The organism is Ochrobactrum sp. A-1 (assembly GCF_022488005.1).
Classification (GTDB): Bacteria; Pseudomonadota; Alphaproteobacteria; order Rhizobiales; family Rhizobiaceae; genus Brucella.
Genome location: NZ_JAKVQC010000004.1, coordinates 1,046,339 through 1,073,322, shown reverse-complemented (window position 1 = coordinate 1,073,322; position 26,984 = coordinate 1,046,339). Strand labels below are relative to the sequence as shown.

The following is a 26,984-nucleotide window of genomic DNA, read 5'->3' as shown; positions in this document are numbered from 1 at the left end:
TTGGGCTGATTGCCATGTCTCTTGTTTCTATACAGAACCTTTCACTGACCCTTCACGAACCTCTCTTCGCCAATCTCGATCTCGTTATAGGCGAGGGCGAGCGGCTTGGCATCGTAGCCGCCAACGGACGCGGCAAGACCAGTCTTCTCGGCCTTCTTGTCGGTGAGGGGGAACCAACGCTTGGCACCATCACGCGGTCGCGCGGGCTGAAGATCGGCTATGTCAGCCAATATGTGCCAGAAAGCCTGTTCAGTCGCAGTTTTTACGAGGTCGTGCTGGATGGGCTCGACGATGAAGCGCGCGATTATGAAAGCTGGCGCGCCGATATCGTGCTGGATGATCTCAATGTCAGTGAAGAACTGCGGCAGCGCCCCATAGGGCAGTTGAGCGGCGGCTGGCAGCGGCTTGCACTTCTGGCGCGCGCGTGGGTGTCGGAACCCGATGTTCTCCTGCTCGACGAACCGACCAACCATCTGGATCTCGAAAAAGTGCGGTTGCTGGAAAACTGGCTGAATGCACTGCCGCGTTCGGTTGCAGTGGTCGTCAGCAGTCACGACCGCGCCTTCCTTGATGCGGTTACGAAGCGGACACTGTTTCTGCGGGCAGAAAAATCACCGATATTCGCTCTGCCATACAGTCAAGCCCGCGTCGCGCTTGATGAAATCGATGCGGCCGATGCCCGACAGTTCGAAAAGGACATGAAGACAGTCCAGCAATTGCGCAAGCAGGCAGCGAAGCTCAACAATATCGGCATCAATTCGGGCAGTGATCTGCTCGTGGTCAAAACCAAGCAGTTGAAAGCGCGGGCCGACAAGATCGAGGAAAGCGCCAAGGCGGCGCATGTCGAGCGTTCTGCCGGCAAGATCATCTTGAACAGCCGTGGCAGTCACGCCAAAGCTCTGGTTGTTCTCGACCAGGCCGAAATTGCCACGCCCGATGGGAGACTTCTCTTCAAGACAGGACAGCTATGGATCAATCCGGGTGACCGAATTGTTCTGCTGGGTGCCAACGGCATGGGCAAGACCCGGTTGCTGACGCTGGTGCGTGAGGCCATTCTTGCACCAGATCAAGCGCAGGCCGGGATCAAGGCGACACCGTCTCTGGTGCTTGGATATAGCGATCAGGCCTTGTCGGAGCTTCGTCCGGACTGGACACCATTCGAGACGATTGCGAGAAGCTTCGACATTGGCGATCAGCGGACACGATCCTTGCTGGCCGGTGCGGGCATGACGCTTGAAATGCAGGCCAAGCCGCTGGAACGCTTGTCCGGCGGGCAGAAGGCGCGACTTGCCATGCTGGTTCTCCGTCTGACCAATCCGAACTTCTATATTCTCGATGAACCGACCAATCATCTCGATATCGAAGGTCAGGAAGCGCTGGAAGTGGAACTGCTTCGCAATGAGGCGGCGAGCCTTATCGTCTCGCACGACCGCAGTTTTGTTCGCAATGTCGGCAACCGTTTCTGGATGATCGAAAGAAAAAGGCTGGTCGAAGTAGAAAGTCCGGAGTTTTTCTTTGACGGAATCGGAAGCTGATTGCCTGTAACATCTTTTGGTTGTTTAACAATTTCTGCAACTTCTGGCCGGGTGTGGGCGTTCACATCCGGCCCGGATATGAAACGAAGCGTGTATAGCTTAAATCGATTAAGAGTTTGAGTGCGCAATGTTTTTAGCCTTCTCACCCTTGCAGGGGGCGGGGGACTTTGACAAAAGGTTTGCACAGTGTCGCTATAAGAGGCGGCAATCGCGGGGTTCATGCGCCGCGTCCACGCAATTCGAATTCAGGACTTTGTTCAAATGGCCAAGACCGCAGAGCAGCACCCGCATGGATTAGTCCAGGGACTGGATCGCATTCTCACACTGGAACTGGTCCGCGTGGCCGAGCGTGCAGCGGTGGCCGCGGCGAGGCTGCGTGGCCGTGGCGACGAAATGGCTGCCGATCAGGCTGCCGTCGATGCCATGCGTCAGGAATTGAACCGTCTTCCGATCGCCGGAACAGTTGTTATCGGTGAAGGTGAACGTGACGAAGCGCCGATGCTTTATATCGGCGAAGAAGTTGGTACCAAGCAGGGACCGGATGTCGATATCGCGCTTGATCCGCTGGAAGGCACGACGATCTGCGCCAAGAACCTGCCGAACTCGCTCGCTGTCATCGCGATTGCCGAGAAGGGCAACCTGCTTTACGCGCCTGACGTCTATATGGAAAAGATCGCCGTTGGTCCGGGCTACTCGAAGGGCGTTGTCGATCTTGACGCCAGCCCGACGGATAACATCATGTCCGTCGCCAAGGCGAAGGGTGTGAAGCCGAACGAAATCACCGCCTGCATCATGGACCGTCCGCGCCATGCGCGTCTGATTGAGGAAGTGCGGGCGACCGGCGCCGCGATCCGCCTCATCGGGGATGGCGATGTTGCGGGTGTGATGCACACGACCAATCCGGACGAAACCGGCATCGACATCTATATCGGTATTGGCGGCGCGCCTGAAGGCGTTCTGGCTGCAGCAGCTCTGCGCTGCATTGGTGGCCAGATGCAGGGCCGTTTGCAGCTCAATACCGATGAAAAGATCGCTCGTGCCGCGAAGATGGGCATTGCGGACCCGAAGAAGGTCTATTCGTTGGAAGAAATGGCCAAGGGCGACGTGCTTTTTGCCGCTACCGGCGTGACGGATGGCAATATGCTTTCCGGCGTGAAATTCGCCCGTGACTATATCCAGACTCACACCATCGTCATGCGTTCAAGCTCGCAGACGGTGCGCGAGATAAAGGCTCGCCATCAGGACCTGTCCAAGTTCTAGGACCTGTCGGTATTTCGGCTCTGGCGGTCTGCAAATGGCGTGGTTCTGCGCTTCCGGTGCTCACGTACGCAAAGTACGCTCCGCTCCGGTTCTCGAACCCCACCATTTTCGACACGCCATAACCAAAATCTCAACAGGTCCAAGCGCCTTCCAAACAGGCTTTTATAAAAGGCGGCATTGCAAAAATGCCGTCTTTTGTGTCTTTAGAAACTTATGACGACAGAGCGCTTTTTTCTCGGAATAAAACAATCCGCAACCGGACAGAAATGGGTAGACCGGCTTGGCCTGCGTGAGGCCAATACGGCACTTGCCATTGCGCAGCATCACGGCATTTCCGATCTGGTTGCACGCGTGCTTGCCGGGCGGGGTGTGTCGGTGGAAGGCGCGCCGGAATTTGTCGATCCGACGCTGCGCAATCTCATGCCCGATCCCGCGACGCTTACCGATATGGAGAATGCCGCAGGGCGGATTGCCGATGCTATTCTGCGCCGCGAGACCGTGGCCATTTTCGGCGATTACGACGTCGATGGGGCGTGTTCTTCCGCCTTGATGGCGCGGTTTCTCAAGCATTACGGCATTCAGCACTCCATCTATATTCCCGACCGGATTTTTGAAGGTTACGGCCCCAATCCCGATGCCATGCGCGATCTGGTTGCCAAGGGTGCGACCCTTATCGTTACAGTCGACTGCGGCACCAACAGCGCGCCGTCCATCACGGCTGCCAGGCAGGCCGGAGCGGATGTCGTCGTGCTTGACCACCATCAGGTCGGCGGCGATTTGCCTCAGGATGCGGTGGCTATCGTCAATCCCAACCGCGAAGATGATATTTCGCAGCAGGGGCACCTTTGCGCGGCAGGCGTCGTCTTTCTGACGCTGGTGCAGGTAGCCAAGATATTGCGGGAGCGCGGCAAGGGGCCGGGCCCCGATCTTCTTTCCCTGCTCGATCTCGTGGCGCTCGCCACGGTCTGCGACGTGGTGCCGTTAACCGGTGTCAATCGCGCTTTCGTCGTCAAGGGACTGGTCGTTGCGCGTTCGCAGAGCAATGTCGGCCTTGCGGCCTTGGCGCGCGTTGCCCGCATTGGCGAACCGCTCAATGTCTTCCATCTTGGCTATCTGATCGGGCCGCGCATCAATGCCGGCGGGCGCGTCGGCGATGCGGGACTTGGCGCACGGCTGCTGACATTGGACGATCCATCAACGGCGGATCGTATCGCCGTGGAACTCGACCGGCTCAATCAGGAGCGTCAGGCCATGGAAGCCGAGATGCTGATGGAGGCTGAAGCGGAGGCTTCGCTGGAAATCTCCGGCGGCGCGGGCGCATCGGTGATCGTGACGGCAAGCGACCGTTGGCATCCCGGTATTGTCGGGCTTCTGGCCTCGCGGCTCAAGGAAAAGGCGCGGCGACCGGCCTTTGCCATTGCCTTCAACGCCAATGGTGTCGGTTCGGGGTCCGGTCGTTCGATCACGGGGCTTGATCTCGGCAAACTGGTGCGTGGTGCGATGGAGCGCGGGCTGCTCGTCAAGGGTGGCGGCCATGCCATGGCGGCGGGCATTACCATCGAGCGCGCAAGTCTTGGCGCGTTGCGGGCTTATCTTGAAGAAGAATCGGCGCATATCGTTTCGCGCCTGCGCGAAAACCAGAGCCTGTCCATCGACGGTGCACTGGCCGCATCGGGCGCAACGGTATCGCTCTATGAAGCCTTGCAGAAGGCTGGGCCATACGGTTCTGCGCATCCGCAACCCATATTGGCGCTGCCGCATCATATACTGGCCGATGTGCGTGGCGTCGGGCGCGATCACGTGCGTGTCGCGTTGCGTGGTGCGGATGGAAAGCGCGTCAATGCCATAGCCTTCCGGGCGGCTGAGGGCAATCTTGGACGCTTCCTGTTCAACAATATCGGCCAGAGCGTCCATGTGGCAGGCAATCTGTCGCTAAATCATTGGAATGGTTCGGTCACGCCGCAAATACAGATTCTGGATGCTGCTTTGCCCGTTTAAAATTCTGGGTCCATTTGAAATTTCTGGATTTTTTTGCCTTCACGCTCTTGTGAGGTGTGGGGGCGAATTCCCATATGAGCTCTGATTTAAACATTCAGACATGTCTCTAAATGGGAGTAAACGATGCCGGGTTCCGGAAGCCGCCTGACCAAACTGACAGCTGCAATGGTATTGGGGCTGATTGCCTCTTTTGCTGCGGTCGATTTCGCCGAGGCTCGCCGTGCGGGCGGTGGCGGTTTCGGCAGCCGTGGCGCGCGCACCTATCAGGCGCCAGCGCCGACGCGTACTGCACCTAACAATGCTGCGCCGATGGAACGTTCGATGACGCCGAATACCGGCGCGACGCAGACCAACCGTCCGGGCGCAACAGGCACGCAGAATGCTGCGCAGGCACAGCGTTCCGGCGGTATGTTCGGTAACTTCGGTCGTTCCATGCTGGGCGGTCTTCTCGTCGGTGGCCTGATCGGAATGCTGCTCGGCAACGGCCTTGGCGGTCTTGCTGGCATGTTCGGCCTGTTATTGCAGGTTGCGGTGATCGCGCTCATTGCGATGTTCGTCATGCGCATGTTCGCAAATCGTCGCCAGCCGGCAGCGGCAGGCGTCGGTAACGCAGGTGCACAGCCTTTCGGCGCGGTAAAGACCGCAGCCCCGCAAGCTGGTTCACAGGCCGGTTTTGGTGGCCGTACGCCTTCGGTGAATCCGTTCGAGACCAAGCAGGCAGCCGCTCCGGCTGCTCCCGCCGCTGAAGATGAACCGATGGATGTCGGTCAGGAGGATCTGGATCGTTTCGAACAGATGCTCTCCGAAGTCCAGACCGCCTATGGCCGTGAGGATTATGCAGCGCTGCGCAAGCTCGCTACCCCGGAAGCCATGTCCTATCTGGCCGAAGAACTGGGCGAGATCGCTTCCAGCGGCATGCGTAACGAAGTGAAGGACGTCAAGCTTCTGCAGGGCGACGTTTCCGAAGCCTGGCGCGAAGGCAATGTCGAATACGCAACCGTTGCGATCCGCTATTCGGCGATCGACGTGATGCTGGATCGCAATACCGGCGCTGTCGTTGAAGGCAATCCGGATGAGCCGGTGGAAAGCGTTGAACTCTGGACGTTCACCCGCACAGATGGCGGCGAATGGCTTCTCGCAGCCATTCAGGGAACGGAATAACCGTTCAGGATTGAAAAAAGCCCCGCCCTTGTGGCGGGGCTTATACATTTGAGGCCGGAACGTTAAACTTCGTTCCGGCCTCTATGTCATTGTGGTGAATGCAACACCGCAATGGCTGCTGCAAAGCGGTTGAGCCCATCGGGGCGTGAACTTTCGTTCGTAAAAAAGCAGAACCCTTTGCAGCTTTTGAGGTCTTGTCGCACCGTTGAGGGAGCTTCGCGCTCGTGTATAAGGGAGACCAGCCTCATGTCTTATACTAGCCGTTTTGTCGGCATCGACATATCAAAATCGTCTTTGGATGCCTGCGTTCTGCCGGATGGCCAGACAGTGACCTATCAAAATACGGCAGCAGGCATTGCCAGTTTTCTCGCCTTTCTCGCAACTGTGGACGATATTGAACGTCTGGTTCTCGAACCGACCGGCGGTTACGAGCGCCTTGTCGTTGCCGCCTTGCAGGCCGCGCGATTGCCTGTCGCCAAGGTCAATGCGAAGCAGATCAGGCAGTTTGCACGTGCCTGTGGCCAACTCTCCAAGACCGACAGGATCGACGCCTTCATTCTTGCCGATTATGCAAGGCGCATGGAAACAAGAATTCTGCCACAACGCTCTTCTCAGGAGCGGGCTCTGGCGGATTTTGTCAGTCGTTACAGACAATTGTCGCACATGATCGTGCAGGAGAAAAATCGCCGGGAGAAGTTGACCGGGCGAACGAAAGTCTGGATCGAGGAAAGCCTGCGTTTCCTGCTCGATCAGCGTCAGGCTATCGTGGATGAAATGACGGCTTGCCTGAAAGCGGATGCAGAGTTGGGCCGGAAGGCCGAGGTTTTGATGTCGCTCAAGGGGATCGGCCTACGAACGGCATGCTTCATCCTGGCCGACCTGCCGGAACTGGGGCATACTGACAAAGGACAAATTGCCAAGCTGGTTGGCGTTGCGCCGCTTAATCGCGATAGTGGTCTGATGCGCGGCAAGCGCATGATTGCAGGTGGTAGAAGACATCTGCGCGACGCGCTTTACGTCGCAGCGCTGCCTGCCATTCGTTTCGATCCCGACATGAAGGCATTCTTCACGCGTCTCAAGCAGCAAGGAAAGCCCGGAAAGGTCGCACTTGTCGCCGTCATGCGTAAAATGATCATCATCCTAAATGCTAGAATGCGAGACGCCAACGCAACGGTGCTTGACGCCTAACACCGTTGCTTTTTCGTTTCTGATTATTACTCGCCGCGACGCTTCTTGCTGTAACCGCCGCCTTCGGGCTTTTTGCCGCCCTTCTTGAAGCCGTCTTTCTTGAAGTCGTCTCCGCGGGAAAAATCACGCGGCTTGTCCCACTTGTCGCCCTTCGAGCGGTCGCCTTTATAGCCATCGCTCTTGTAGCCGTCGCGGAAGCCACCTTCCTTGAACTTGTCGCCACGTGGTTTGAAGCCACCCTTGCCTTCACGCGGGGCAGCGTCACCGCCTGCACCTGCAACGGCAGTGCGGATCACAAGACCCTTTTCACCAGTGCCGCGTTCTTCGACCGAACGGCGGAACTCATCAGCCTTCGAGGCCGTGATTTCAAAGCGGGTTTCATTATCGAAAATCTTGATCGAACCAACGTCGCGCTTGGAAACATCGCCCGCCTTGCAGATGAGCGGCAGCAGCCACTTCGGATCGGCGCGATGCTTGCGACCAGCAGAAACCGAGAACCAGACGCCGTCAAAATGTGCATTACGGTCAAAACGTTCGCCCGGTTCGCCACGCTCACGACGCTCTCCGCGCTCGAAGCGGTCGCCGCGGTCGCCGCGATCAGAGCGCTCGCCTTTTTCAAAACGATCCCGGGGCTTCTTGCCACCAACCGGATGCACAGGAGCATCGGAGACTTCTTCCGCTGCGGGGTAGGACGCAACTTCGCGGTTGAGGAAGGCGCTTGCAATCTGTTCCGGCGTATAACGCTCGGTCAGCGCCTTCAGGAGATCCTGATACTCTTCTTCAACCGGCTGATTGAAGACTTCCGCATTCAAAATGCGCTCATTGGTTTTTGCTTGAACAGCAGCAATGCTTGGTGCCGGAACCGTCTGTGCATCGAGCTTTGCCATGTGCAGAAGGCGCTCTGCAGTGCGGCGACGTGAGAACGGCACGACCAGCACGCAGGTGCCCTTGCGACCTGCGCGACCTGTACGACCCGAACGGTGCAGCATCGTTTCTGGATTGTTCGGAAGATCGGCGTGAATAACGAGATCGAGATTGGGCAGATCGATACCGCGTGCGGCAACGTCGGTTGCCACGCAGACGCGGGCGCGTCCATCACGCATTGCCTGAAGCGCGTTGTTGCGTTCCGCCTGGCTCAATTCGCCGGACAGTGCAACCACAGCGAAACCGCGATTGGAAAGTCGGCTCGCCATATGCTTCACCGCTTCGCGGGTCGAGCAGAAAATGATCGAGTTCTGGCTGTCGTAATAGAGCAGCGTATTGATGATCGCGTGGTCGCGCTCATGCGGCGGCACCGGCATGGCAACATAGTCGATGTCGGCGTGCTGGCTGGTTTCGCTCTGGACGGTGAGACGAAGCGCGTCGTTCTGGAAGCGCTTGGCAAGCTGGGCAATCGGCTTCGGCACGGTTGCCGAGAACATCAGCGTGCGGCGGTCATCCGGCGCTTCGCCGAGGATGAATTCGAGGTCCTCGCGAAAGCCCATGTCGAGCATTTCGTCAGCTTCATCGAGAACGACGGCACGCAGTTCCGACATGTCGAGAGCATCGCGGGTGATATGGTCGCGCAGACGTCCCGGCGTACCGACAACGATGTGGGCGCCACGTTCCAGCGCACGACGCTCGGTGCGGATATCCATACCGCCAACGCAGGATGCGATGCGCGCACCTGTATCGGCATAGAGCCATTCCAGTTCACGACGAACCTGAAGCGCCAGTTCGCGCGTCGGCGCGATAATCATTGCAAGCGGCGCACCGGCATCGCCGAAACGTAGTTCGTCTTCGAGGAGGGTGTTGGCCATGGCAAGGCCGAAAGCAACTGTCTTGCCCGATCCGGTTTGTGCGGAAACGAGAAGATCGGCATTGAGCGTTTCGGGTGCCAGAACGGCATTTTGAACGGCGGTGAGTGTATTATAACCGCGAGCGGCTAATGCTCCGGACAGAGCCGGAGCGATGGTTTCGGGCAAAGACATGAACCACTTTCACGAAAAAAGCTTCTCAAGCCGTATACCCATTGGTCGTGAACCCACTTGTCCACGACTCCCCTGACGACCACCGAAGCAACAGAATTGATGCTTCCCTATAGGGTTGGGCCGCTCAGGTCAACCGGCCAAACCTCAGAGCGTAATTCGATCCGATTGAATCGTACCGCCCCTCTGGTCCTTTTTGACGCGCATTTGGCCCGAAAACCGTTTCACACTTTTCGGAATGCGCTCTAGTGTGCCTCATCCCAGTTATGCGCTGCGCGCGCATCGACATGCAGCGGCACAGCAAGCGAGACGGCAGGCATTGCCGCATTTTCCATAATGTGACGAACGACCGGAATGGTCTTTTCGACTTCATTATCAGGCACTTCGAAGATCAGTTCGTCGTGCACTTGCAACAACATGCGCGCGGCAAGGTTTTGCGCAGCCAGTGCATCTTCCATACGGATCATGGCGCGGCGGATAATGTCGGCCGCAGAACCCTGTATAGGCGCATTGATGGCAGCGCGCTCGTTGAAAGCGCGGACCTGCGGGTTGGATGCCCTGATATCTGGATAATGCGCACGGCGGCCGAAAATCGTTTCGACATAACCATGCTCGCGCGCGAAAGCCTTGGTCGCCTCCATGTAGTCCTTGATGCCGGGAAAGCGCTCGAAATAGGTCCGAATATATTGACCTGCCTCTTCGCGCGGAATCGACAACTGGTTCGCCAGACCGAATGCGGAAATGCCGTAGATGATACCGAAATTGATCGCCTTGGCGCGTCGGCGCACTTCCGACGGCATGCCTTCGACCGGCACGCCGAACATTTCGGATGCCGTCATGGCGTGAATGTCTATGCCGTCGGCAAATGCCTGTTTCAATTGCGCGATATCGGCCACATGCGCCAGGACACGCAGTTCGATCTGGCTGTAATCGGCAGAAACCAGCTTGTTGCCGGGTTCGGCGATGAAGGCTGTCCTGATCTTGCGGCCTTCGGCTGTGCGAACCGGAATATTTTGCAGGTTCGGATCGGATGACGAGAGACGTCCGGTCGAGGTGGACGCCATGGCATAGGACGTATGAACGCGCTTGGTCTCTGGGTTAATGAACCCCGGCAGAGCATCCGTATAGGTGGATTTGAGCTTGGTAAGCTGGCGCCAATCGACGATCTTGCGCGGCAGCGGATGGCCTTCAGCAGCGAGGTCTTCCAGCACTTGTGCAGAGGTCGACCATTGGCCGGTCTTGGTTTTCGACGCGCCCGGAAGGCCCATCTTGCCGAAAAGAATGTCGCCAAGCTGCTTGGGCGAACCGATGGTGAACTTCTCACCTGCCAGTTCGTAAATCTCGTCTTCGTAGGCTGCAGCAGCCTGCGCCAGATCGCCGGAAAGGCGCGACAATACCTGTCGGTCAACGGCAATGCCGCGTTCTTCCATGCGCGCCAGAACATCGACCAGCGGACGTTCCAGACGTTCATAGACAGACATCAGCTCTTCGGCGGCAAGGCGCGGCTTCAGCACTTGCCAAAGGCGCAACGTCACGTCGGCATCTTCCGCTGCATAAGCCGTAGCACGATCCAGATCGACCATGTCGAAGCTGACGGCGCTTTTGCCGCTTCCCGCCACATCCTTGTAGGGAATTGGCGTATGGCCGAGCCAGCGCTCGGACAACGGGTCCATGCCATGGCTGCCCGTCCCCGCGTCCAGCACATAGGAAATCAGCATCGTATCATCGAACGACACCGCATTGATCCCATGGCGGCGCATGACCAGCCAGTCATATTTCATGTTCTGCGCGATCTTGAGAACGGAAGCGTCCTCAAGCACGACCTTCAAAGCCGCCAGCGCTTCACCCAGCGGAATTTGTCCCTCGACCATGCCGCCGCCGAGAAGATCACCAGCACCGGATTTGTGCTGAAGCGGGATGTAAGCCGCCTTGCCCGGCGCCAGTGCCAGCGAAAAGCCGACCAGTTCCGCCTGCATCGGATCGAGCGACGTCGTTTCCGTATCGAAGGCCAGAACCCCGATTTCAACCGCCTCTGCGAGCCACAGTTTCAGTGTGGCTATGTCGCGAATGCAGGTATACGCACTCGTATCGATGGTCTGCGCGGTTGCTTCCGCCGCCCGCTTTTCCGCGAGCGCCTTCGGCGTATAGCCTTGATCCGAGGCCGTGACGGTCGATGTCGAGGCGGATTGCGTCGCCGCATCATCAGTTTTGGCGGGAACATCGACATCTGGACCGTGCGCATCCGCGCCCCAGTCGGTCTCCACATGGCATGGTTCGACGGCAGAAGCGTCAGTGTCAGTTGCCTCGGCCACCCGGCGAGTGAGTGAAGTGAACTCCATTGCCTTCAGGAAGCCAATCAGCTTCGGGCCGTTCTGCGGTTCAAGCACCAGACCGTCGAGATCGACATCCAGCGGAACATCGGTCTTGAGCGTAACCAGCTCGCGCGAAATCTTCGTCTGGTCGGCAAAGGCCAGAATGTTTTCGCGACGCTTGTTCTGCTTGATTTCGGAAGCGCGGGCCAGAAGCGTGTCGAGATCACCGAACTCTTCCAGCAATTGCGCCGCCGTCTTGGGACCGATGCCGGGGATGCCGGGAACATTGTCGGTGCTGTCGCCGGTCAGCGATTGCAGGTCGATCATTTTTTCCGGCGGAACGCCCCATTTCTCGATCACTTCCGGGATCGAAATCTGCTTGTCTTTCATGCTGTCATACATCGACACGCTTGGCGTCACGAGCTGCATGAGATCCTTGTCGGACGAAACGATGGTGACGTCACCACCTGCCTGTTCGGCGACACGGGCATAGGTCGCGATCAGATCGTCGGCCTCGAAACCCTCCTTCTCGATGCAAGGCAGATTGAACGCGCGCGTTGCCTGACGGATGAGGCCGAACTGCGGAATGAGATCTTCCGGCGGCGCGGTGCGATTGGCCTTGTATTCGGGATAGATTTCGTTGCGGAACGTCTTCGACGAATAGTCGAAAATAACCGCGAAATGGGTCGGCACCACGCCGACATCCGTATTGCGAGCATCCTTCAGGAGCTTCCACAGCATGTTGCAGAAGCCCGAGACGGCACCAACCGGCAGACCATCCGTCTTGCGGGTCAGCGGTGGCAGGGCATGATAGGCGCGGAAAATATAGCCCGAGCCGTCAACGAGAAAGAGATGATCGCCTTTTTTCATAAGGTAGAATTAGAGGAAAGCAACCATAAAGGAAACCGCTCCCGTGTCAGGAGAAACAACCGTCCACGTGAAAGAGAACCCATCACGCCGCGATAACACGTTTGTTACAGATTTGTAATCTTCCGTGCCCTTGAATAGCCACAGTTGAAAGGCCAAATCCTGATTATCGACAGTTCGTCGGTCGCCGGTTTTCTGACCCGTCCCCCGTTGGATGCCGGATGTTAGCGGCAGCCTCATTCCCCTCTCCGGGCTGCCGCTTTGAGTGTAGTGATATGGCCGTTACGGTAACCCCCTCACCGTAACGGCCAAATCTTTTTTACACTCCCGGTTTCATCCCCCGGACGCCGTTGGGCAGCCCTTTTCCGGTGAGAAATTCGTGCTACCGTCAGGATGAAAAACCTTGGGGTTAGGATCATAGAACGGCCCCACCACCAGCGGTTCGGCAGGAAGGACAGATTGGTCTTCGCTGGAACGAACACTCGTCGTCAGGCTTTGCAGCAGCTTTCCATCGAGCGACACAATACGGATCGCCACATTATAGGGCCTGTCCTTGACGATACAGTGCAGGGCATCCGTTTCCAGCGCGACAGTATCGAGCTTCGGAAACATCTTGCGCACCACTTCTACAGGCTTGCCGCCTTGCGGGTTGTCGAAGAAGGCCGTCACCGTCGCACCCGTCTCAACCGGCGCGATCTTGCGCAGCGTGACCAGAAAGCTAGCGCGTGCGATGCGATAATTAAAAACCACCAGTCTCCCCGAAACCTCGAAAGGTCCGTCCGTCTTTTCGCGCTGGCAACCAGTGGCGGAAAAGCCAAGGGCCAAAACCAGCACAAATGCGGTAAGAGGCCTCATGCTTCCACCTCCCTATGGCGGTAATAATGACGGCTTGCCTTGGCACGATTGCCGCAGACGCGCATATCGCACCAAACACGGCTGCGATTGCGGCTGCGGTCCATGAAAAGCCAGCCGCAATTGCCGCATATTTTGAGGCGGCCACCATCCGTTCCCGCCTGACACTCGCCCATAAGCCGAAGTGCGGATCGCGCTGTCGCGGTTTCCAGAGCCTGCGATGAGTAGGTATGGCGAAACACATCCGCCGCACGTTCCAGAAAATCCGCGAGAAGATCGTTATCGCCTTCCCCCAGAACAAAGGTACGAAAATAACGATCAGTTGCTTCGCGCAACGCCAGAAAACGTGCGCGGCTTTCGGGCTGAACCGGCAAGAGCGGCCAGCCCAAATCCTTCTCCGCACAAAATCTTCCCGCAGCCTCGGCAAAGGCCGCAAGCTGTTCCGGTATGGCAAAGCGATCTACGCTGCGTTCCGGTTCGTCACGCAGGATCACGCTGTTAGCGACATCAAGCGCCAGCGCACCGCCGGAAAACCGATGCAATGTCCATGAAAAGCTCATGGTTTATTATAACTGGTAAAATGCTTTTTGGCAGTTATAATTATCGGCAAAGGTCGGAGAACGCCCGATGGCTTATATTCTCCAGCAAATCGCCAATGCCGTTCCGCTGGCCGCGCTCTATGGCCTGCTTGCCTTCGGCTATGCGGTGAGCTTCGCTGTAATCCGGCGAGCCGACATCAGCTATGGCGCGTTCGTCGCCTTTTCCGGCCAGCTTCTCATCCTTTTTACCGGCTTTGGTTGGGACCGGCTCTGGCTCGTTTTCCCGGCAGCCCTTGCTGTCGGCATTGCAGGAGCCTTGTTCTACACGCTTTCAGCTGGCATCGCCGTACATCATTTCGTGCTGCGCCCTCTACGGCATATAGCGCCTAACATGGCCATGGTGGCAGCACTCGGCATTGCTATAGTGCTCATGGAAAGCGTTCGCCTTGCCGCTGCCTCGCGCAGCCTTTGGCTGCCGCCACTTCTGCAACAGACCGTCGTTTTCTGGCAGAATGGCAACGCTACCGTCAGCCTCACGACCATGCAGCTTCTCAATACAGCCCTCATGACAGCCATGGTTCTTGCAGGCGGTTTCATTCTCCAGCACACCCGGCATGGACGCAACTGGCGCGCTGTGCGAGACGATGCTTTTGCGGCCGCGCTTTGCGGTGTCGACACACAGAGGGTTCTTCTCATCGCCTATCTCGGCGGCGTGCTGCTTGCTGCGCTCGCTGGAATCTTGATGACCGCCTATTACGGCACGATGAATTCCGGCGACGGGTTGCTGCTTGGCCTTAAAATCCTGATGATCGGCGCGGTCGGCGGCTATTTCTCGCCACTTGCCTCGGCGGCTGGCGCTGCGCTCCTCGCTTTTGCGGAAACGTTCTGGTCGGCCTTTGCGCCGCTCGTCTGGCGTGAACCTGCAATCTTCGCACTTCTCGTCTTTCTTCTGGCACTCGGCAGGCGGGAAGACCTTACTCCCCGAAATCCGCTTTAACTTGGGCTCAATGAGGGTTTTAACTTCGGAAAGCTGGTTGTACTGTGCCGCCAGTTTTACGACTCGTCAGGAAGCATCCATGTCCACGCCATCGCTCGACAAAGTTCTCGACCATCTCGACGCCAATCTCGACAAGAGCCTCGACCGCCTGTTCGATCTCCTGCGGATCAAGTCGATTTCCACCGATCCGGCCTACAAGGCCGATTGCCGCAAAGCCGCTGAATGGCTGGTAGAAGATCTGAAGTCGATCGGTTTCGATGCCAGCGTGCGCGACACACCCGGCCACCCGATGGTGGTTGCCCATCACGAAGGTGCAACAGCTGATGCGCCGCATGTGCTGTTCTACGGTCATTACGACGTGCAGCCCGTCGACCCGCTGAACCTTTGGGAAAACGATCCCTTCGATCCGGCCATCAAGGACCTTGGCAATGGCCGCAGGATTCTGACCGGTCGCGGCACCTCCGACGACAAGGGCCAGCTCATGACCTTTGTGGAAGCTTGCCGCGCCTATAAGGCGATCAACGGCAATCTGCCGGTCAAGGTAACGCTCCTGTTCGAAGGTGAGGAAGAATCCGGTTCGCCATCGTTGAAGCCTTTCCTCGACGCCAACAAGCAAGAGCTGAAGGCTGATGTGGCGCTCGTCTGCGACACATCCATGTGGGACACGGAAACGCCGGCCATCAGCGTCGGCCTGCGCGGTCTCGTCGGCGAGGAGATTGTCATCAAGGCAGCCGACCGCGATCTGCATTCCGGATTCTTCGGCGGCGCTGCGGCGAACCCTATCCATATCCTGACCAAAATTCTGGCCGACCTGCACGACGAAACCGGACGCATCACCGTACCAGACTTCTATGACGGCGTGGAGGAAACTCCGACCCAGATTCTGAAGTCCTGGGAGAGTCTGGGTCGTACAGCGGAAAACTTCCTTGGCCCCATTGGCCTTTCCATCCCGTCCGGCGAGAAGGGCCGCAGCGTGCTGGAACTGACCTGGGCACGCCCGACCGCAGAAGTAAACGGCATTATCGGCGGCTATACCGGCGAAGGCTTCAAGACCGTTATTGCAGCGGAAGCTTCCGCCAAGGTTTCGTTCCGCCTCGTGCACAAGCAGGACCCGGCCAAGATTCGCGAAGCCTTCCGCGCCTTTGTGAAAGAGCGTGTTCCCGCCGATTGCTCAGTCGAATTTCATCCGCATGGTGGGTCGCCAGCCATCCAGCTGCCCTATGATTCCCCGCTTGTTTCCAAGGCCAAGGATGCGCTTTCCGATGAATGGCCGAAGCCAGCCGTGCTGATCGCCATGGGCGGCTCTATTCCGATTGTCGGCGACTTCGACAAGTTCCTCGGCATGGAATCACTGCTCGTGGGCTTTGGCCTCGAAGATGACCGCATCCATTCGCCCAATGAGAAATACGAGCTGAACTCCTTCCATAAGGGACAACGCTCATGGGCACGTATTATGGCGGCTATCGCCGCCAAGTAGGGCTCGCATTATGGCGGCAACTGCCGCGAAACAAGGACAACTGAATGACCATCCGTTTTCATAAAAACGATCTGCCAAACCTCGACCATTATCAGGTGGACGCAGTCGCCATCGACACAGAAACGCTGGGCCTGAATCCGCATCGTGACCGGCTTTGCGTGGTGCAGATTTCGCCCGGTGACGGCACGGCGGACGTGATCCAGATTGAAGCAGGTCAGAAGAAGGCGCCCAATCTGGTCAAGCTTCTGAAGGATCGCTCGATCACCAAGATCTTCCATTTCGGCAGGTTCGATCTGGCGGTGCTGGCGCATGCTTTCGGCACCATGCCGCAGCCTGTGTTCTGCACCAAGATCGCATCGAAGCTCACCCGCACCTATACGGACCGTCACGGTCTGAAGGAATTGTGCAGTGAGCTTCTGGAGGTTTCGATCTCCAAACAGCAGCAGTCTTCGGACTGGGCGGCCGAAGTGCTGTCGCAGGCACAGCTCGAATACGCCGCCTCGGACGTTCTTTATCTGCATCGCCTGAAGGCTGTTCTGGAACAGCGTCTTGAGCGCGATGGCCGCACGAAACAGGCTGAAGCCTGCTTCAAATTCCTGCCGACGCGCTCGGAACTCGACCTCATGGGTTGGCCGGAAGACGATATCTTCGCGCATAGTTGAACGATGATATAATGACCTGAGATTAGACGGCGGCAGTAGCCGCCGTTTTCTTTTGTGGCACCTGATCGATATAAGCCCAGCCAGGACGACGGAACAGAAACTGTCCGTAACCGCTCCACTGGATAAGGCCATAAAGAATGACAGGGCCAATCACGCCACTTGCAGTCGTCAGGAGCGAGACGGTGCCGATATCGCCGATGCCGAGTTTCAAGAGCACCGTGCGGGCAATGGCCATCGGCAGGAAGAACGCCAGATAAACGACAATCGAATGCGCGCCGAGCCAGCTCAAACCGCGATGCAGCCAGTTTCCGACCGGGAGCAGGCTGAGGAGCGACGAGACGGAAATAATCGCCAACGCGCCCACCAATCCAAGCAGAAGTGAAACAACCGGCAGATCGCTGACGGCCCCGCGCCCGTTCAGAAGGTCGTTTGCGGGCGGTATCAACGCAGCCAGGCTTTCAGGCACCGGCATAAAGACGAGCTTATATTCGACGAGGCCCCAGATGAGCAGTCCGACAATACCGACAAGCGGGCGCTGACGCAGCCAGTCTGCGGACCGGAAAATGGCGGGAACAAAGGCATAGCCCGCATAGAAATAGACGAAACGCGAGCAGAACTCGTCCACCATGACCCAGCCTGTATGCACCGGCAGGATTTCCAGAAATGCCAGCACCGTAAAGGCTACGCCCATCGGCACACGCTTCAAAAGCCGCGTCACGATGAAGAAAACGGGCAATATATAAATGAACCAGAGCGTTCCGAACGGCTCGATGAAGGCCATCAAATAGGCGTTTACCACACCTGAAACTCCGCCCTCGCTGGCAATGCCCGGTGCCTTGAAGGCGAACTGGATTGTCAGCCACAAAATATAGAAATAGAGAAAGTGCACGACCTTGCGATCAAGATAGCGTCGCCATGGCCGATCAATAACGAGACTGAGAAAGAGGCCTGATATTATGAAGAAATCCGGCATGCGAAAAGGTTTCGCGAAGGCGACCACATAGTGCATCCAGCCTTGCGCACCGGCTGCTTTTTCCACGCCGAGCGTCGAATGCATCATAACAACGAAGATGATGCAGATACCCTTGGCAATATCGACCCAGTCGACCCGCCCATTTACGCCCTTCTTGTCATGCATTTCGGCTCCCCCGGAAGTTCGAGCGATTTCTATAACGCGATCAGCATCGGAATTACATCCCGAAGAGCTTGAACAAGCCTGCGCCATATTGCGCGCGATCGACGCCAAGACTCCTCGCAGAGCATTCACGGGAACGTGTACTATCCAGGCGACATTCCCCTTGCTGTGTCCGGTTTGCTACAGACTTTTGACAGCAATCGCTTATATTAGGGACAAATATTGGTTCTGAGACTTTCCTTCAGGAGGTTTATCATGAAGCTCAAGGCCCTTCTTCTTGCATCGACTGTCGCCCTCGTGGCCGCTACAGGCGCGAAGGCTGCTGACGCCGTTATTGAACAGGAGCCAGCTCCGGTTGTGGTTGCTCCGTCCTTTACCTGGAACGGTGCCTATATCGGCGGCCAAATCGGCTACGGCTGGGGCAAGTCGAACTTCGATGGCGATATCTATAGCTTTGGCAACGTCAAGCCGGATGGTTTTCTCGGCGGTATCTATGCCGGTTATAACTTCGATCTCGGTAACAGCATCGTGCTCGGTATCGATGGTGACGTGACTTATAACGATGTCTCCAAGGATATCGACATTTATAATGGTGACCTCGCAGTCGGCGACTTCGAAACCAAGCTTCGCTGGTCCGGTGCCGTTCGTGCCCGCGTCGGCTATGCGGTCGATCGCTTCATGCCTTATCTTGCTGGTGGTGTGGCCTTCGGCAACATCAAGAACAGCGGCAGCATTGATGGTGTCGGCAGCTTCTCCGAAAGCAAGACGCTTACGGGCTGGACCGCAGGTGCCGGTGTCGACTACGCAGCAACCGACAACCTGATCGTTCGTCTTGAATATCGCTACACCGATTACGGCGACAAGGACATCGACTTCGGTGGCCTGAATGTCAATCAGGACTTCAAGACCAACGAAGTCCGCCTCGGCGTCGCATACAAGTTCTAATTTTTATTGAACTCACATCAAAAAAGGCCCCGCATCGCGGGGCCTTTTTTTTCATGCAAGCGACATCTAAAATCTTGCCGTTCATTCTCTGCTTCATACAAATAAAATCTATATCCAATATTTAGTTACTTAATTAACATTATTAAATAATAGAATTAATATTAGAAACCGCTAGAATAGAATATATTCTATTCATTTGTTGCAAATTTGATACATACAAAAACATCAAACAACATTATAACATCCCCCATAATCGAATTATTTTATAGGAGTTTTCTATGAAGATAAGAATTATACTTGGTGCTTCCCTGATTGCGATTGCGACAAGCAGCACCGCCTACGCAGCCGACGCTATTGTTTCCCAGGAACCTGCTCCGATCGCGATAGCCCCCGCCTTCTCTTGGGGTGGCGCATATATCGGTGGCGAGGCTGGCTGGGGCTGGGGCCGTTCCAAGCTCGAAAACAAGACGAATGGTGGTTCGACCGAACTGAAGTCCAACGGCTTCATTGGCGGCGTCTATGCCGGTTACAATTTCGATACAGGCAGCAATGTCATTCTCGGCGTCGAAGGCAACTTCGACTATAATGACCTGAAGAAATCGCGTGACTTCATCACGAGCAATAACGCCGTTCAGAGCTCAGCTGAAACGAAACTGCAGTGGTCTGGGGCCGTTCGCGCACGTGCCGGCTATGCTGTAGACCGTTTCATGCCTTACATCGCAGGCGGCGTGGCTTTCGGCGGCGTCAAGAATTCGCTTAACATCGGCGGCAGCAGCTTCAGCAATGACAAGGTCCTGACTGGCTGGACTGCCGGCGCGGGTATCGACTATGCCGCAACCGACAATATCCTGCTTCGCCTCGAATATCGTTATACCGATTTCGGCAAAAAGGATTTTGATCTTGGCGACATCAACACGCGCGGATCGTTCAAAACCAACGATATCCGCCTCGGCGTCGCATACAAGTTCTAATGCATGTCTCCCGAAAGTGGGAACCGTCTTCGCGGAGAAATCAGTTCACGGGACTGATTTCTGCTTCCGCTACGATGGGATAAAGACATGCATGAAAACAAAAGCTTAAAGCGTGTCGTACAAGTACGATAAAATGCGACACACTTTAAACGCTGCACAGCCCAAATTTGAGAAAAGGCTCTACTTCGGTGGAGCCTTTTTTGTGCATGGATGATTTACGTCCCTTTAAACTGCCGCATTTACCCTGCACCGGATTAGGCCCTTATTTGCTTTTGCGGCGCAAAATCCCGTAAAGCACGCAAATATTATTCAAAATGACCGGTCTGCATCACGATCAGACTGGCAAACGGGTGGGCGGATCCAGGCTGACATGGCATCGCGTGACGACAAAAACCGACGCATCGAACCTTCCTTCGGTGGCGAAGAGAAAAAAGATGACGAGGTTTTTCGCGTCGACGAGGAGGACCGCATGGCTCGCACGCAGCAGCGCCGGCGCAGACAATCCGACGAACCGGAACCGCGCTCCTCGCGACGCGGCAAGAATAAGCCGCGCGGCTTTTTCGGCTTTCTGCGCCGCTCAATCTATTGGTGCCTCGTGCTGGGATTATGGGGCGGCATCGCCTTTGCGGGCATGCTGGTCTATTTTGCCGCCAAGATGCCTCCCACGACCGACTGGACTATCCCGGATCGTCCGCCAAATGTTCGCATCGTTGATGTTAACGGTAACCTGATCGCCAATCGCGGCACGACCGGCGGCGAGGCTGTCGGCCTGCATGAAATGTCGCCCTTTATCCCGAAGGCCGTCATCGCCATTGAAGACCGCCGCTTCTATTCGCATTTCGGCATCGATCCCATAGGCCTTGCCCGTGCGGTTGTAACCAATGTCGTTTCGGGCCGCGCCGTTCAGGGCGGTTCCACGCTCACCCAGCAGCTTGCCAAGAACCTGTTTCTTTCTCCCGACCGCACACTGGAGCGCAAGGTACAGGAAGTCATGCTCGCGCTGTGGCTCGAGCACAAATATACCAAAGACCAGATTCTGGAGATGTATTTGAACCGGGTCTATCTCGGATCCGGCGCTTTCGGCGTCGATGCAGCCTCGCGGCGCTATTTCAACAAGTCGGCCAAGGACGTGAACCTGATGGAAGCGGCAACCCTCGCCGGTCTTCTGAAGGCGCCGTCGCGCCTGTCGCCTGCCCGCGATCCGGAAGCCGCAGCAGCACGTGCCAAGCTGGTTCTGGGCGCCATGCGTCAGGAAGGCATGATCGACGACAGCCAGATGGCCATCGCCGAAAGCGAACCGATGACACGCGCGCCATCCTATTGGCAGGGTTCGGAAAACTATGTCGCCGACAAGGTTGTGGCGGAACTGCCCGAACTGATCGGTGAGGCGAAGGAAGACATCACGGTCCAGACCACCATCGACCTCAACCTGCAGCGCGCGGGCGAAGAGGCGATCAAGGACCAGATTTCCCAGAACGGCAAAAAGATGAACGCCAGCCAGGGCGCGCTCGTTTCCATCGACAGCACGGGCGCGGTTCGCGCCATGGTCGGTGGCGTTGATTATGCCACAAGCCAGTTTGACCGTGTCACCGATGCGCGCCGTCAGCCTGCATCCTCCTTCAAGCCTTTTGTCTATCTGACGGCGCTTGAACAGGGCAGGACACCGGACTCGGTGCGCAATGACGCTCCCATCCGCATCGGCAAATGGACGCCGAGCAATGATAACGGAAAATATATGGGACAGGTGACGCTCGCCACTGCCCTTTCTCACTCGCTGAACTCCGTTGCCGCACAGCTCGTGATGGAAGTCGGCCCGCAGACCGTCATAGACACCGCGCATCGGCTCGGTGTTCAGTCGAAGCTCGAAGCGAATGCCTCGCTGGCGCTTGGCACCTCGGAAGTGACATTGCTGGAACTGGCCGACGCCTATGTGCCGTTTGCCAATGGCGGCTATCGCGCGCCGGTCTATTTCATCACCAATGTGACGGATTCGGATGGCAAGGTTCTTTATCAGAAGGAAGATGGCGTCGGCCCGCGTGTCATCGACGAGCGCAATGTCGGCATGATGAATGCAATGCTGCGGCGTACCGTGGAAGACGGGACGGCAAAGCGCGCTGCCTTCGGTTGGCCCGCCGCAGGCAAGACCGGCACCAGCCAGAATTTCCGTGATGCATGGTTTGTCGGCTATACGGCCAATCTTACAACCGGCGTTTGGTTCGGCAATGATGACGGCAAGGGCATGAAGCGCGTATTCGGCTCGACCTTGCCGGTTGCTGCCTGGAAAAGCTTCATGAAAGAAGCACACAAGGGCGTGCCCATCGCCGAGCTTCCCGGCCACTACGACATTCAGAACGTTGTCCCCGGCGGCAGCGACGGCATCGACCCGAATGCGCCTTACGATCCCGGCATGATGCCACAGGACCCTTATGGCAATCAGCCAATGGTAGGCAATGGTGATGACGGCTATTGGCCACCTGCGCCGGATTCCACGGCCCGCAACGGCATCCAGCAGTCGAGTGAAACGGGACGCCCGCTCGCCGAACAGCCCGGCGCGGCGACATACCCGGCCAATGCCAATGATAGCTATCGCCCGGTCCCTCCCGGCGATGTGGGCGGTGGGCAGCAGTCGGGAAAATCCACGACATTGCTCGACATCATCATGGGTAATTCGCAGTAGCAGCAGCGGAGGCCGTCACCACAGGCGGCCTTTACGCGCGATCAAGTGAAGCAGCTTCAATGCGAACGTACTAATTCCCCTCGAAATCTTGAGCGGCTTGGTCTATTCAAGATTGGAGAGCGAGGTTTCCATGTCCCAAGTCACCCAAACAAACGTTTCCGATTCCGATACTCCCAAGACGGATACCGAGCGTAAAACTCTGGTCCTGACCGGGGCCAGCCGTGGCATCGGCCACGCGACAGTGAAACGTTTTTCGCGTGCCGGGTGGCGTGTCATCACCTGCTCACGACAGGATTTTTCCGACAATTGCCCGTGGCCAGCCGGTCCGGAAGATCACATCAAGGTCGATCTGGCCGATCAGGAAGATGTCGGCAAGGCAATCGCCGAAATCCGCCGCCGTCTCGAAGCCAACGGCAGCAAACTACATGCATTGGTCAACAATGCAGGCATTTCGCCGAAGGCGGAGGGCGGACGACGCATGAACTCCATCGAAACCCCGATGGCGGTCTGGCGGGACGTGTTCCAGGTCAACTTCATGGCGCCGATCATGCTGGCTCGTGGCCTGTTCAAGGAACTGGAAGCCGCCCAGGGCTCGGTCGTCAACGTGACTTCCATCGCCGGTAGCCGTGTGCATCCTTTCGCCGGAACTGCCTATGCAACCTCGAAGGCCGCACTTGCCGCGCTGACCCGTGAGATGGCGTCTGACTTCGGGCCTTATGGCATCCGCGTCAATGCCATCGCGCCGGGCGAAATCGATACGGCAATTCTCTCGCCGGGAACCGACAAGCTGGTGGAGCAGCTTCCGATGCGTCGCCTCGGAAAGACATCGGAAGTGGCGGAAACCATTTACTTCCTCTGCTCCGAAGCTTCATCCTACGTGACGGGGTCGGAAATTCACATCAATGGCGGCCAGCACGTCTAACATTCATACAAAGCGCGGAGATTGAAATTCTCCGCGCTTTTGTGCTTATGTCTGCTTCAATCGATTTAACAACTGAGTTGTGCCTTCATGATCCTTTGCTGCGGTGAATCCCTGATCGACATGCTGCCACGCGAAACCGCAGCGGGCGAAACTGCGTTCCAGCCTTTCGCGGGCGGTTCCGTCTTCAACACGGCCATCGCGCTTGGACGTCTCGATGTTCCGACCGGTTTCTTTTCCGGTATTTCATCTGATTTTTTTGGGGAAGTGCTGCGCGATAATCTGGCGCGATCCAATGTCGATTATTCCTTTGCCGCAATCTCGGATCGGCCAACGACCCTGGCTTTCGTGCGTCTGGTCGACGGACAAGCACGTTACGCCTTCTACGATGAAAACACCGCGGGCCGCATGTTGACCGAGAGTGACATGCCCTATGTCGATGACGCCATCGATGCCATGCTGTTCGGCTGTATCAGCCTGATTTCTGAACCGTGCGGCAGCGTCTATGAAGCACTGATGACCCGCGAGGCACCAAGGCGGGTCATGTTCCTCGACCCGAATATCCGTGCAAGCTTCATCACCGACCGCGAAAAACATCTGGCGCGCATGAAGCGCATGATCGCGCTCGCCGATATCGTGAAACTTTCAGACGAAGACCTTGCCTGGTTTGGCGAAAAGGGCAGCCACGACGAAATCGCCGCCGAATGGCTGAAACTTGGGCCGAAACTGGTGGTCATCACCAAGGGGGCACATGGCGCCGACGCCTATACGGCGAAGGCAACCGTGCGCGTGCCGGGTGTGAAGGTTGATGTGGTCGACACCGTTGGCGCGGGCGACACAGTCAATGCCGGCATTCTTGCCAGCCTTCACAATCAGGGCCTTCTTGACAAGGACGCACTTGCCGAACTGACCGAAGACCAGATCCATTCCGCTGTTGCGCTCGGGGTCCGGGCTGCTGCTGTGACCGTCTCGCGCGCAGGTGCAAACCCACCATGGGCGCATGAGATGAAGGATTGACGCACGGCGAAGCCGTGACATGATGCGTCCGGCCTTCGTCGGCCTTTTCCGACAAGGTCCGAACAGGAGTCCAGAACATCATGAGCATCGAATTTCTGCTGACATCCTTCATCATTGTCGCCTCCCCCGGCACTGGCGTGCTGGTGACGCTTGCGGCAGGACTGTCTCGTGGCGCACGGGCCTCGGTCATTGCCGCGCTGGGTTGCACGCTCGGCATCGTGCCGCATATGCTGGCTGCCGTGACAGGACTGGCAGCGCTGCTCCATGCCAGCGCACTAGCTTTCGAGATCATCAAGTATGCAGGCGTCGCCTATCTGCTCTATATGGCGTGGATGACGCTCAGGGAGCATGGCACACTGAAGATTGAGACCGACAACGCGCCGCGCTCGGACCGTGAGGTCATCTGGTCGGCGATCCTCGTCAATCTGCTGAATCCCAAACTGTCGATATTCTTCTTTGCCTTCCTGCCGCAATTCGTAAATACGCAGCAGGGCGGGACGGTTGCCCGCATGGTGGAACTGTCTCTCGTTTTCATGGCCATGACATTCGTGGTGTTTGCGTTCTACGGTATTTTCGCCGCTGCCGTCCGTAACCAGATCATCTCGCGCCCCGCCGTGCTTGCATGGATGCGCCGCAGCTTTGCTGCCGCCTTCGTCGCGCTCGGGGCAAAACTTGCGCTGACCGAACGATAGACCATGGCCCAGAATATTTATGATCGCGACGATTTCTTCACCGCTTACAGCCAGTTGCCGCGTTCGGTACACGGGCTGGAAGGCGCGCCTGAATGGCCCTTTGTCCGCTCGCTCCTGCCCAACCTGACCGACCGTGATGTTGCCGATCTCGGTTGCGGCTTTGGCTGGTTTTGCCGCTTCGCCCGCGAACAGGGTGCTGCCTCCGTCACCGGCTACGATCTTTCGGAAAACATGCTCGAACGTGCGCGCCGCGACACACAGGACGATGCCGTTCACTATATTCAGGCGGATATGGAAGAGCTGGAACTGCCGGAAGCAAGCTTCGATCTCGTCTACAGTTCCCTCGCCTTTCACTATATCCGCGATTTCCCGCGTCTTTTGAAAACGATCCATGCGGCTTTGCGGTCGGAAGGCCGGTTTGTTTTCACAATCGAGCATCCGATCTTCATGGCGCCGCTTACGCCGGGCTGGATCGAGGAAGGCAACGGCCAGAAACGCTGGCCGGTCGATCATTATGCCGCGGAAGGTGAGCGGCAAACTGACTGGCTGGCAGAGGGCGTCATCAAGTATCACCGCCGCCTCAGCACGACAGTCAACGCGCTGATCGAAGCGGGGTTTGCCATCAATCAGCTGGAGGAATGGCGCCCGTCGCCAGATCAGATCGCAGCATGGCCGGCACTGTCGGAGGAAATGGAGCGACCTATGCTGTTGATAGTCTCCGCTAGTGTGGTGGATTTGAAGTTCCTGTCATTTGCGAGGCATCCGCGTTGAGGAACTTCAAATCCGTAAACCACACTAGATTCAATATGTTACTAGTGTGGCTTTGAACCCGAAATTCGTTCACGGCGCTGCTCCTAAGCGATGCGAATTTCGAATTCGCCACACTAGCCGACAGACTGCTTGACCGGTCACATTTCACGCTTTTTATAGAGGTGGGCGGGACACGAATCAGACTGGCGAGGAGAAACCATTGGACGTGTTGCGTATTGCAGCCTTTTCGCAAGGCAATCAGGGTGGCAATCCCGCTGGAGTGTTGATCGCCGACCGACTGCCCTCCCCGCAAGATATGCAGAAAATCGCAAAGGAAGTTGGCTTTTCCGAAACAGCCTTTGCTGCGCCGGAGGACGATAGCTGGCGCGTTCGTTATTTTGCGCCGGAAATGGAAGTCCCGTTCTGCGGCCATGCCACTATTGCTCTTGGCGCTGCGTTGGCCATGCGGATGGGCGATGGGCGTTTCGCACTCAAGCTCAATAATAACGATATCAGCGTCGAAGGCCGCAAGGAAGGCGAGCTGTTTGCAGCCAGCCTGCAATCGCCGCCGACGCGCCAGCGCGCAGCCAACGATGCCGAAGTGGAACAGGCTCTGGCACTGTTCAGTTTCGAAAAGGACGATCTGGCACCCGGTCTGGCACCGGCCCTGATCCATGCCGGGGCGGACCATATCGTGCTTCCGCTTCGTTCACGCGAAAAGCTGGCTTCGATGCATTACGACATGGCGCGCGGACGCATCCTGATGAAGCGTCAGGGCTGGACGACGATCCTGCTCATCTATTCGGAAACGCCGAAGCGCTTCCACAGCCGTAACCCGTTTGCATCCGGCGGGGTTTATGAGGACCCGGCGACTGGTGCGGCCACAGCAGCCTTTGCCGCCTATCTGCGTGATAGCGGCTGGCCGCATGGCGGCGAGATCGAAGTCTTTCAGGGTGAGGATATGGGCAGCCCATCACACTTGCGCGCCCAGATCGGCAATGAGCGCGGCGGCTCTATCCGCGTTTCCGGCACCGCACGGCTGATGGAATAGTTATTCGTTGCA

Annotated in this window: 21 protein-coding genes; 16 read left to right on the top strand and 5 right to left on the bottom strand. The window is 57.2% G+C overall.

Translation table 11 applies throughout. The annotated features are described in order from the left end of the window. The first annotated feature begins 14 nt into the window (after positions 1-14). The 5 genes from MKS82_RS14685 (at position 15) to MKS82_RS14665 (ending at position 7,142) form a co-directional block, all read left to right on the top strand. Positions 15-1,535: an ABC-F family ATP-binding cassette domain-containing protein gene (locus MKS82_RS14685; protein ID WP_109988524.1), complete on the top strand. Its 1,521-nt coding sequence runs from the start codon at positions 15-17 to the stop codon at positions 1,533-1,535. 261 nt (positions 1,536-1,796) lie between these two features. Next, positions 1,797-2,795, top strand: coding sequence for a class II fructose-bisphosphatase (gene glpX, locus MKS82_RS14680; protein WP_109988455.1), 999 nt, complete (start codon positions 1,797-1,799; stop codon positions 2,793-2,795). Positions 2,796-3,008: 213 nt separating this feature from the next. Continuing rightward, positions 3,009-4,793, top strand: a complete 1,785-nt coding sequence (recJ, locus tag MKS82_RS14675; protein ID WP_240578934.1) for a single-stranded-DNA-specific exonuclease RecJ — start codon at positions 3,009-3,011, stop codon at positions 4,791-4,793. A gap of 123 nt (positions 4,794-4,916) precedes the next feature. Next, entirely contained in the window at positions 4,917-5,954 is a 1,038-nt protein-coding gene (locus MKS82_RS14670) for a Tim44 domain-containing protein (protein WP_109988453.1), read from the top strand. A 246-nt stretch (positions 5,955-6,200) separates the two neighbouring features. Beyond that, positions 6,201-7,142 (top strand): IS110 family transposase, encoded by a 942-nt coding sequence (locus MKS82_RS14665; RefSeq protein WP_024897869.1) that lies wholly within the window; start codon positions 6,201-6,203, stop codon positions 7,140-7,142. 26 nt (positions 7,143-7,168) lie between these two features. Here the strand turns inward: MKS82_RS14665 and MKS82_RS14660 are convergent, their stop codons facing one another. The 4 genes from MKS82_RS14660 to MKS82_RS14645 all read right to left on the bottom strand — a co-directional run bounded on the left by MKS82_RS14660 (position 7,169) and on the right by MKS82_RS14645 (position 13,700). Then, positions 7,169-9,112 (bottom strand): DEAD/DEAH box helicase, encoded by a 1,944-nt coding sequence (locus tag MKS82_RS14660; RefSeq protein ID WP_240578644.1) that lies wholly within the window; start codon positions 9,110-9,112, stop codon positions 7,169-7,171. Positions 9,113-9,354: 242 nt separating this feature from the next. After that, positions 9,355-12,291, bottom strand: coding sequence for a DNA polymerase I (gene polA, locus MKS82_RS14655; protein WP_109989252.1), 2,937 nt, complete (start codon positions 12,289-12,291; stop codon positions 9,355-9,357). Positions 12,292-12,621: 330 nt separating this feature from the next. Further along, on the bottom strand, positions 12,622-13,143 hold the full coding sequence (locus MKS82_RS14650) for a hypothetical protein (RefSeq protein WP_109989251.1): 522 nt from the start codon (positions 13,141-13,143) through the stop codon (positions 12,622-12,624). Next, entirely contained in the window at positions 13,140-13,700 is a 561-nt protein-coding gene (locus MKS82_RS14645; RefSeq protein ID WP_109989250.1) for a CGNR zinc finger domain-containing protein, read from the bottom strand. The genes MKS82_RS14650 and MKS82_RS14645 overlap by 4 nt, the downstream gene beginning before the upstream one ends. Positions 13,701-13,767: 67 nt before the next feature. Between MKS82_RS14645 and MKS82_RS14640 the strand changes: the two genes are divergently transcribed. The 3 genes from MKS82_RS14640 (at position 13,768) to MKS82_RS14630 (ending at position 16,815) form a co-directional block, all read left to right on the top strand. Further along, positions 13,768-14,676 carry a branched-chain amino acid ABC transporter permease gene (locus MKS82_RS14640; RefSeq protein ID WP_109989249.1) on the top strand — a complete coding sequence of 303 codons (909 nt, stop codon included), beginning with the start codon at positions 13,768-13,770 and terminating at the stop codon, positions 14,674-14,676. Positions 14,677-14,755: 79 nt separating this feature from the next. Then, positions 14,756-16,153, top strand: a complete 1,398-nt coding sequence (locus MKS82_RS14635; protein ID WP_176036371.1) for a dipeptidase — start codon at positions 14,756-14,758, stop codon at positions 16,151-16,153. Between the two features lie 44 nt (positions 16,154-16,197). Further along, positions 16,198-16,815, top strand: a complete 618-nt coding sequence (locus MKS82_RS14630; RefSeq protein WP_109989247.1) for a ribonuclease D — start codon at positions 16,198-16,200, stop codon at positions 16,813-16,815. A 22-nt stretch (positions 16,816-16,837) separates the two neighbouring features. Here the strand turns inward: MKS82_RS14630 and MKS82_RS14625 are convergent, their stop codons facing one another. Continuing rightward, positions 16,838-17,953, bottom strand: coding sequence for an acyltransferase family protein (locus MKS82_RS14625; RefSeq protein ID WP_109989246.1), 1,116 nt, complete (start codon positions 17,951-17,953; stop codon positions 16,838-16,840). 252 nt (positions 17,954-18,205) lie between these two features. Here MKS82_RS14625 and MKS82_RS14620 point away from each other — a divergent pair, with 252 nt between their 5' ends. From MKS82_RS14620 to MKS82_RS14585, 8 genes are all read left to right on the top strand, one after another. Continuing rightward, positions 18,206-18,895 carry an outer membrane protein gene (locus tag MKS82_RS14620; RefSeq protein ID WP_109989245.1) on the top strand — a complete coding sequence of 230 codons (690 nt, stop codon included), beginning with the start codon at positions 18,206-18,208 and terminating at the stop codon, positions 18,893-18,895. A 278-nt stretch (positions 18,896-19,173) separates the two neighbouring features. Next, complete coding sequence (locus MKS82_RS14615; RefSeq protein ID WP_109989244.1) at positions 19,174-19,866, top strand: outer membrane protein; 693 nt, start codon at positions 19,174-19,176, stop codon at positions 19,864-19,866. Positions 19,867-20,236: 370 nt separating this feature from the next. After that, entirely contained in the window at positions 20,237-22,543 is a 2,307-nt protein-coding gene (locus MKS82_RS14610) for a transglycosylase domain-containing protein (protein ID WP_109989243.1), read from the top strand. Between the two features lie 130 nt (positions 22,544-22,673). After that, entirely contained in the window at positions 22,674-23,465 is a 792-nt protein-coding gene (locus tag MKS82_RS14605) for an SDR family NAD(P)-dependent oxidoreductase (protein WP_109989242.1), read from the top strand. An 87-nt stretch (positions 23,466-23,552) separates the two neighbouring features. Beyond that, positions 23,553-24,479, top strand: coding sequence for a carbohydrate kinase family protein (locus MKS82_RS14600; RefSeq protein WP_109989241.1), 927 nt, complete (start codon positions 23,553-23,555; stop codon positions 24,477-24,479). Between the two features lie 80 nt (positions 24,480-24,559). Beyond that, the gene (locus MKS82_RS14595) at positions 24,560-25,171 is read left to right on the top strand and encodes a LysE family translocator (RefSeq protein WP_109989240.1); all 612 of its coding nucleotides are present in this window, start codon (positions 24,560-24,562) and stop codon (positions 25,169-25,171) included. 3 nt (positions 25,172-25,174) lie between these two features. Then, entirely contained in the window at positions 25,175-25,942 is a 768-nt protein-coding gene (locus MKS82_RS14590) for a class I SAM-dependent methyltransferase (protein ID WP_109989239.1), read from the top strand. Between the two features lie 199 nt (positions 25,943-26,141). Then, complete coding sequence (locus MKS82_RS14585; protein ID WP_109989238.1) at positions 26,142-26,972, top strand: PhzF family phenazine biosynthesis protein; 831 nt, start codon at positions 26,142-26,144, stop codon at positions 26,970-26,972. Positions 26,973-26,984: the final 12 nt, after the last annotated feature.

What these genes read in the sequence shown, in the direction of transcription:
- MKS82_RS14610 (WP_109989243.1), top strand. Translation starts at nt 20,237, where the DNA reads ATGGCATCGCGTGACGACAAAAACCGACGCATCGAACCTTCCTTCGGT.
- MKS82_RS14600 (WP_109989241.1), top strand. Translation starts at nt 23,553, where the DNA reads ATGATCCTTTGCTGCGGTGAATCCCTGATCGACATGCTGCCACGCGAA.
- MKS82_RS14625 (WP_109989246.1), bottom strand. Translation starts at nt 17,953, where the DNA reads ATGCATGACAAGAAGGGCGTAAATGGGCGGGTCGACTGGGTCGATATT.
- MKS82_RS14590 (WP_109989239.1), top strand. Translation starts at nt 25,175, where the DNA reads ATGGCCCAGAATATTTATGATCGCGACGATTTCTTCACCGCTTACAGC.
- MKS82_RS14620 (WP_109989245.1), top strand. Translation starts at nt 18,206, where the DNA reads ATGAAGCTCAAGGCCCTTCTTCTTGCATCGACTGTCGCCCTCGTGGCC.
- MKS82_RS14645 (WP_109989250.1), bottom strand. Translation starts at nt 13,700, where the DNA reads ATGAGCTTTTCATGGACATTGCATCGGTTTTCCGGCGGTGCGCTGGCG.
- MKS82_RS14660 (WP_240578644.1), bottom strand. Translation starts at nt 9,112, where the DNA reads ATGTCTTTGCCCGAAACCATCGCTCCGGCTCTGTCCGGAGCATTAGCC.
- MKS82_RS14630 (WP_109989247.1), top strand. Translation starts at nt 16,198, where the DNA reads ATGACCATCCGTTTTCATAAAAACGATCTGCCAAACCTCGACCATTAT.
- MKS82_RS14635 (WP_176036371.1), top strand. Translation starts at nt 14,756, where the DNA reads ATGTCCACGCCATCGCTCGACAAAGTTCTCGACCATCTCGACGCCAAT.
- MKS82_RS14605 (WP_109989242.1), top strand. Translation starts at nt 22,674, where the DNA reads ATGTCCCAAGTCACCCAAACAAACGTTTCCGATTCCGATACTCCCAAG.
- MKS82_RS14640 (WP_109989249.1), top strand. Translation starts at nt 13,768, where the DNA reads ATGGCTTATATTCTCCAGCAAATCGCCAATGCCGTTCCGCTGGCCGCG.
- MKS82_RS14665 (WP_024897869.1), top strand. Translation starts at nt 6,201, where the DNA reads ATGTCTTATACTAGCCGTTTTGTCGGCATCGACATATCAAAATCGTCT.
- MKS82_RS14670 (WP_109988453.1), top strand. Translation starts at nt 4,917, where the DNA reads ATGCCGGGTTCCGGAAGCCGCCTGACCAAACTGACAGCTGCAATGGTA.
- MKS82_RS14685 (WP_109988524.1), top strand. Translation starts at nt 15, where the DNA reads ATGTCTCTTGTTTCTATACAGAACCTTTCACTGACCCTTCACGAACCT.
- recJ (WP_240578934.1), top strand. Translation starts at nt 3,009, where the DNA reads ATGACGACAGAGCGCTTTTTTCTCGGAATAAAACAATCCGCAACCGGA.
- glpX (WP_109988455.1), top strand. Translation starts at nt 1,797, where the DNA reads ATGGCCAAGACCGCAGAGCAGCACCCGCATGGATTAGTCCAGGGACTG.
- MKS82_RS14615 (WP_109989244.1), top strand. Translation starts at nt 19,174, where the DNA reads ATGAAGATAAGAATTATACTTGGTGCTTCCCTGATTGCGATTGCGACA.
- MKS82_RS14650 (WP_109989251.1), bottom strand. Translation starts at nt 13,143, where the DNA reads ATGAGGCCTCTTACCGCATTTGTGCTGGTTTTGGCCCTTGGCTTTTCC.
- polA (WP_109989252.1), bottom strand. Translation starts at nt 12,291, where the DNA reads ATGAAAAAAGGCGATCATCTCTTTCTCGTTGACGGCTCGGGCTATATT.
- MKS82_RS14595 (WP_109989240.1), top strand. Translation starts at nt 24,560, where the DNA reads ATGAGCATCGAATTTCTGCTGACATCCTTCATCATTGTCGCCTCCCCC.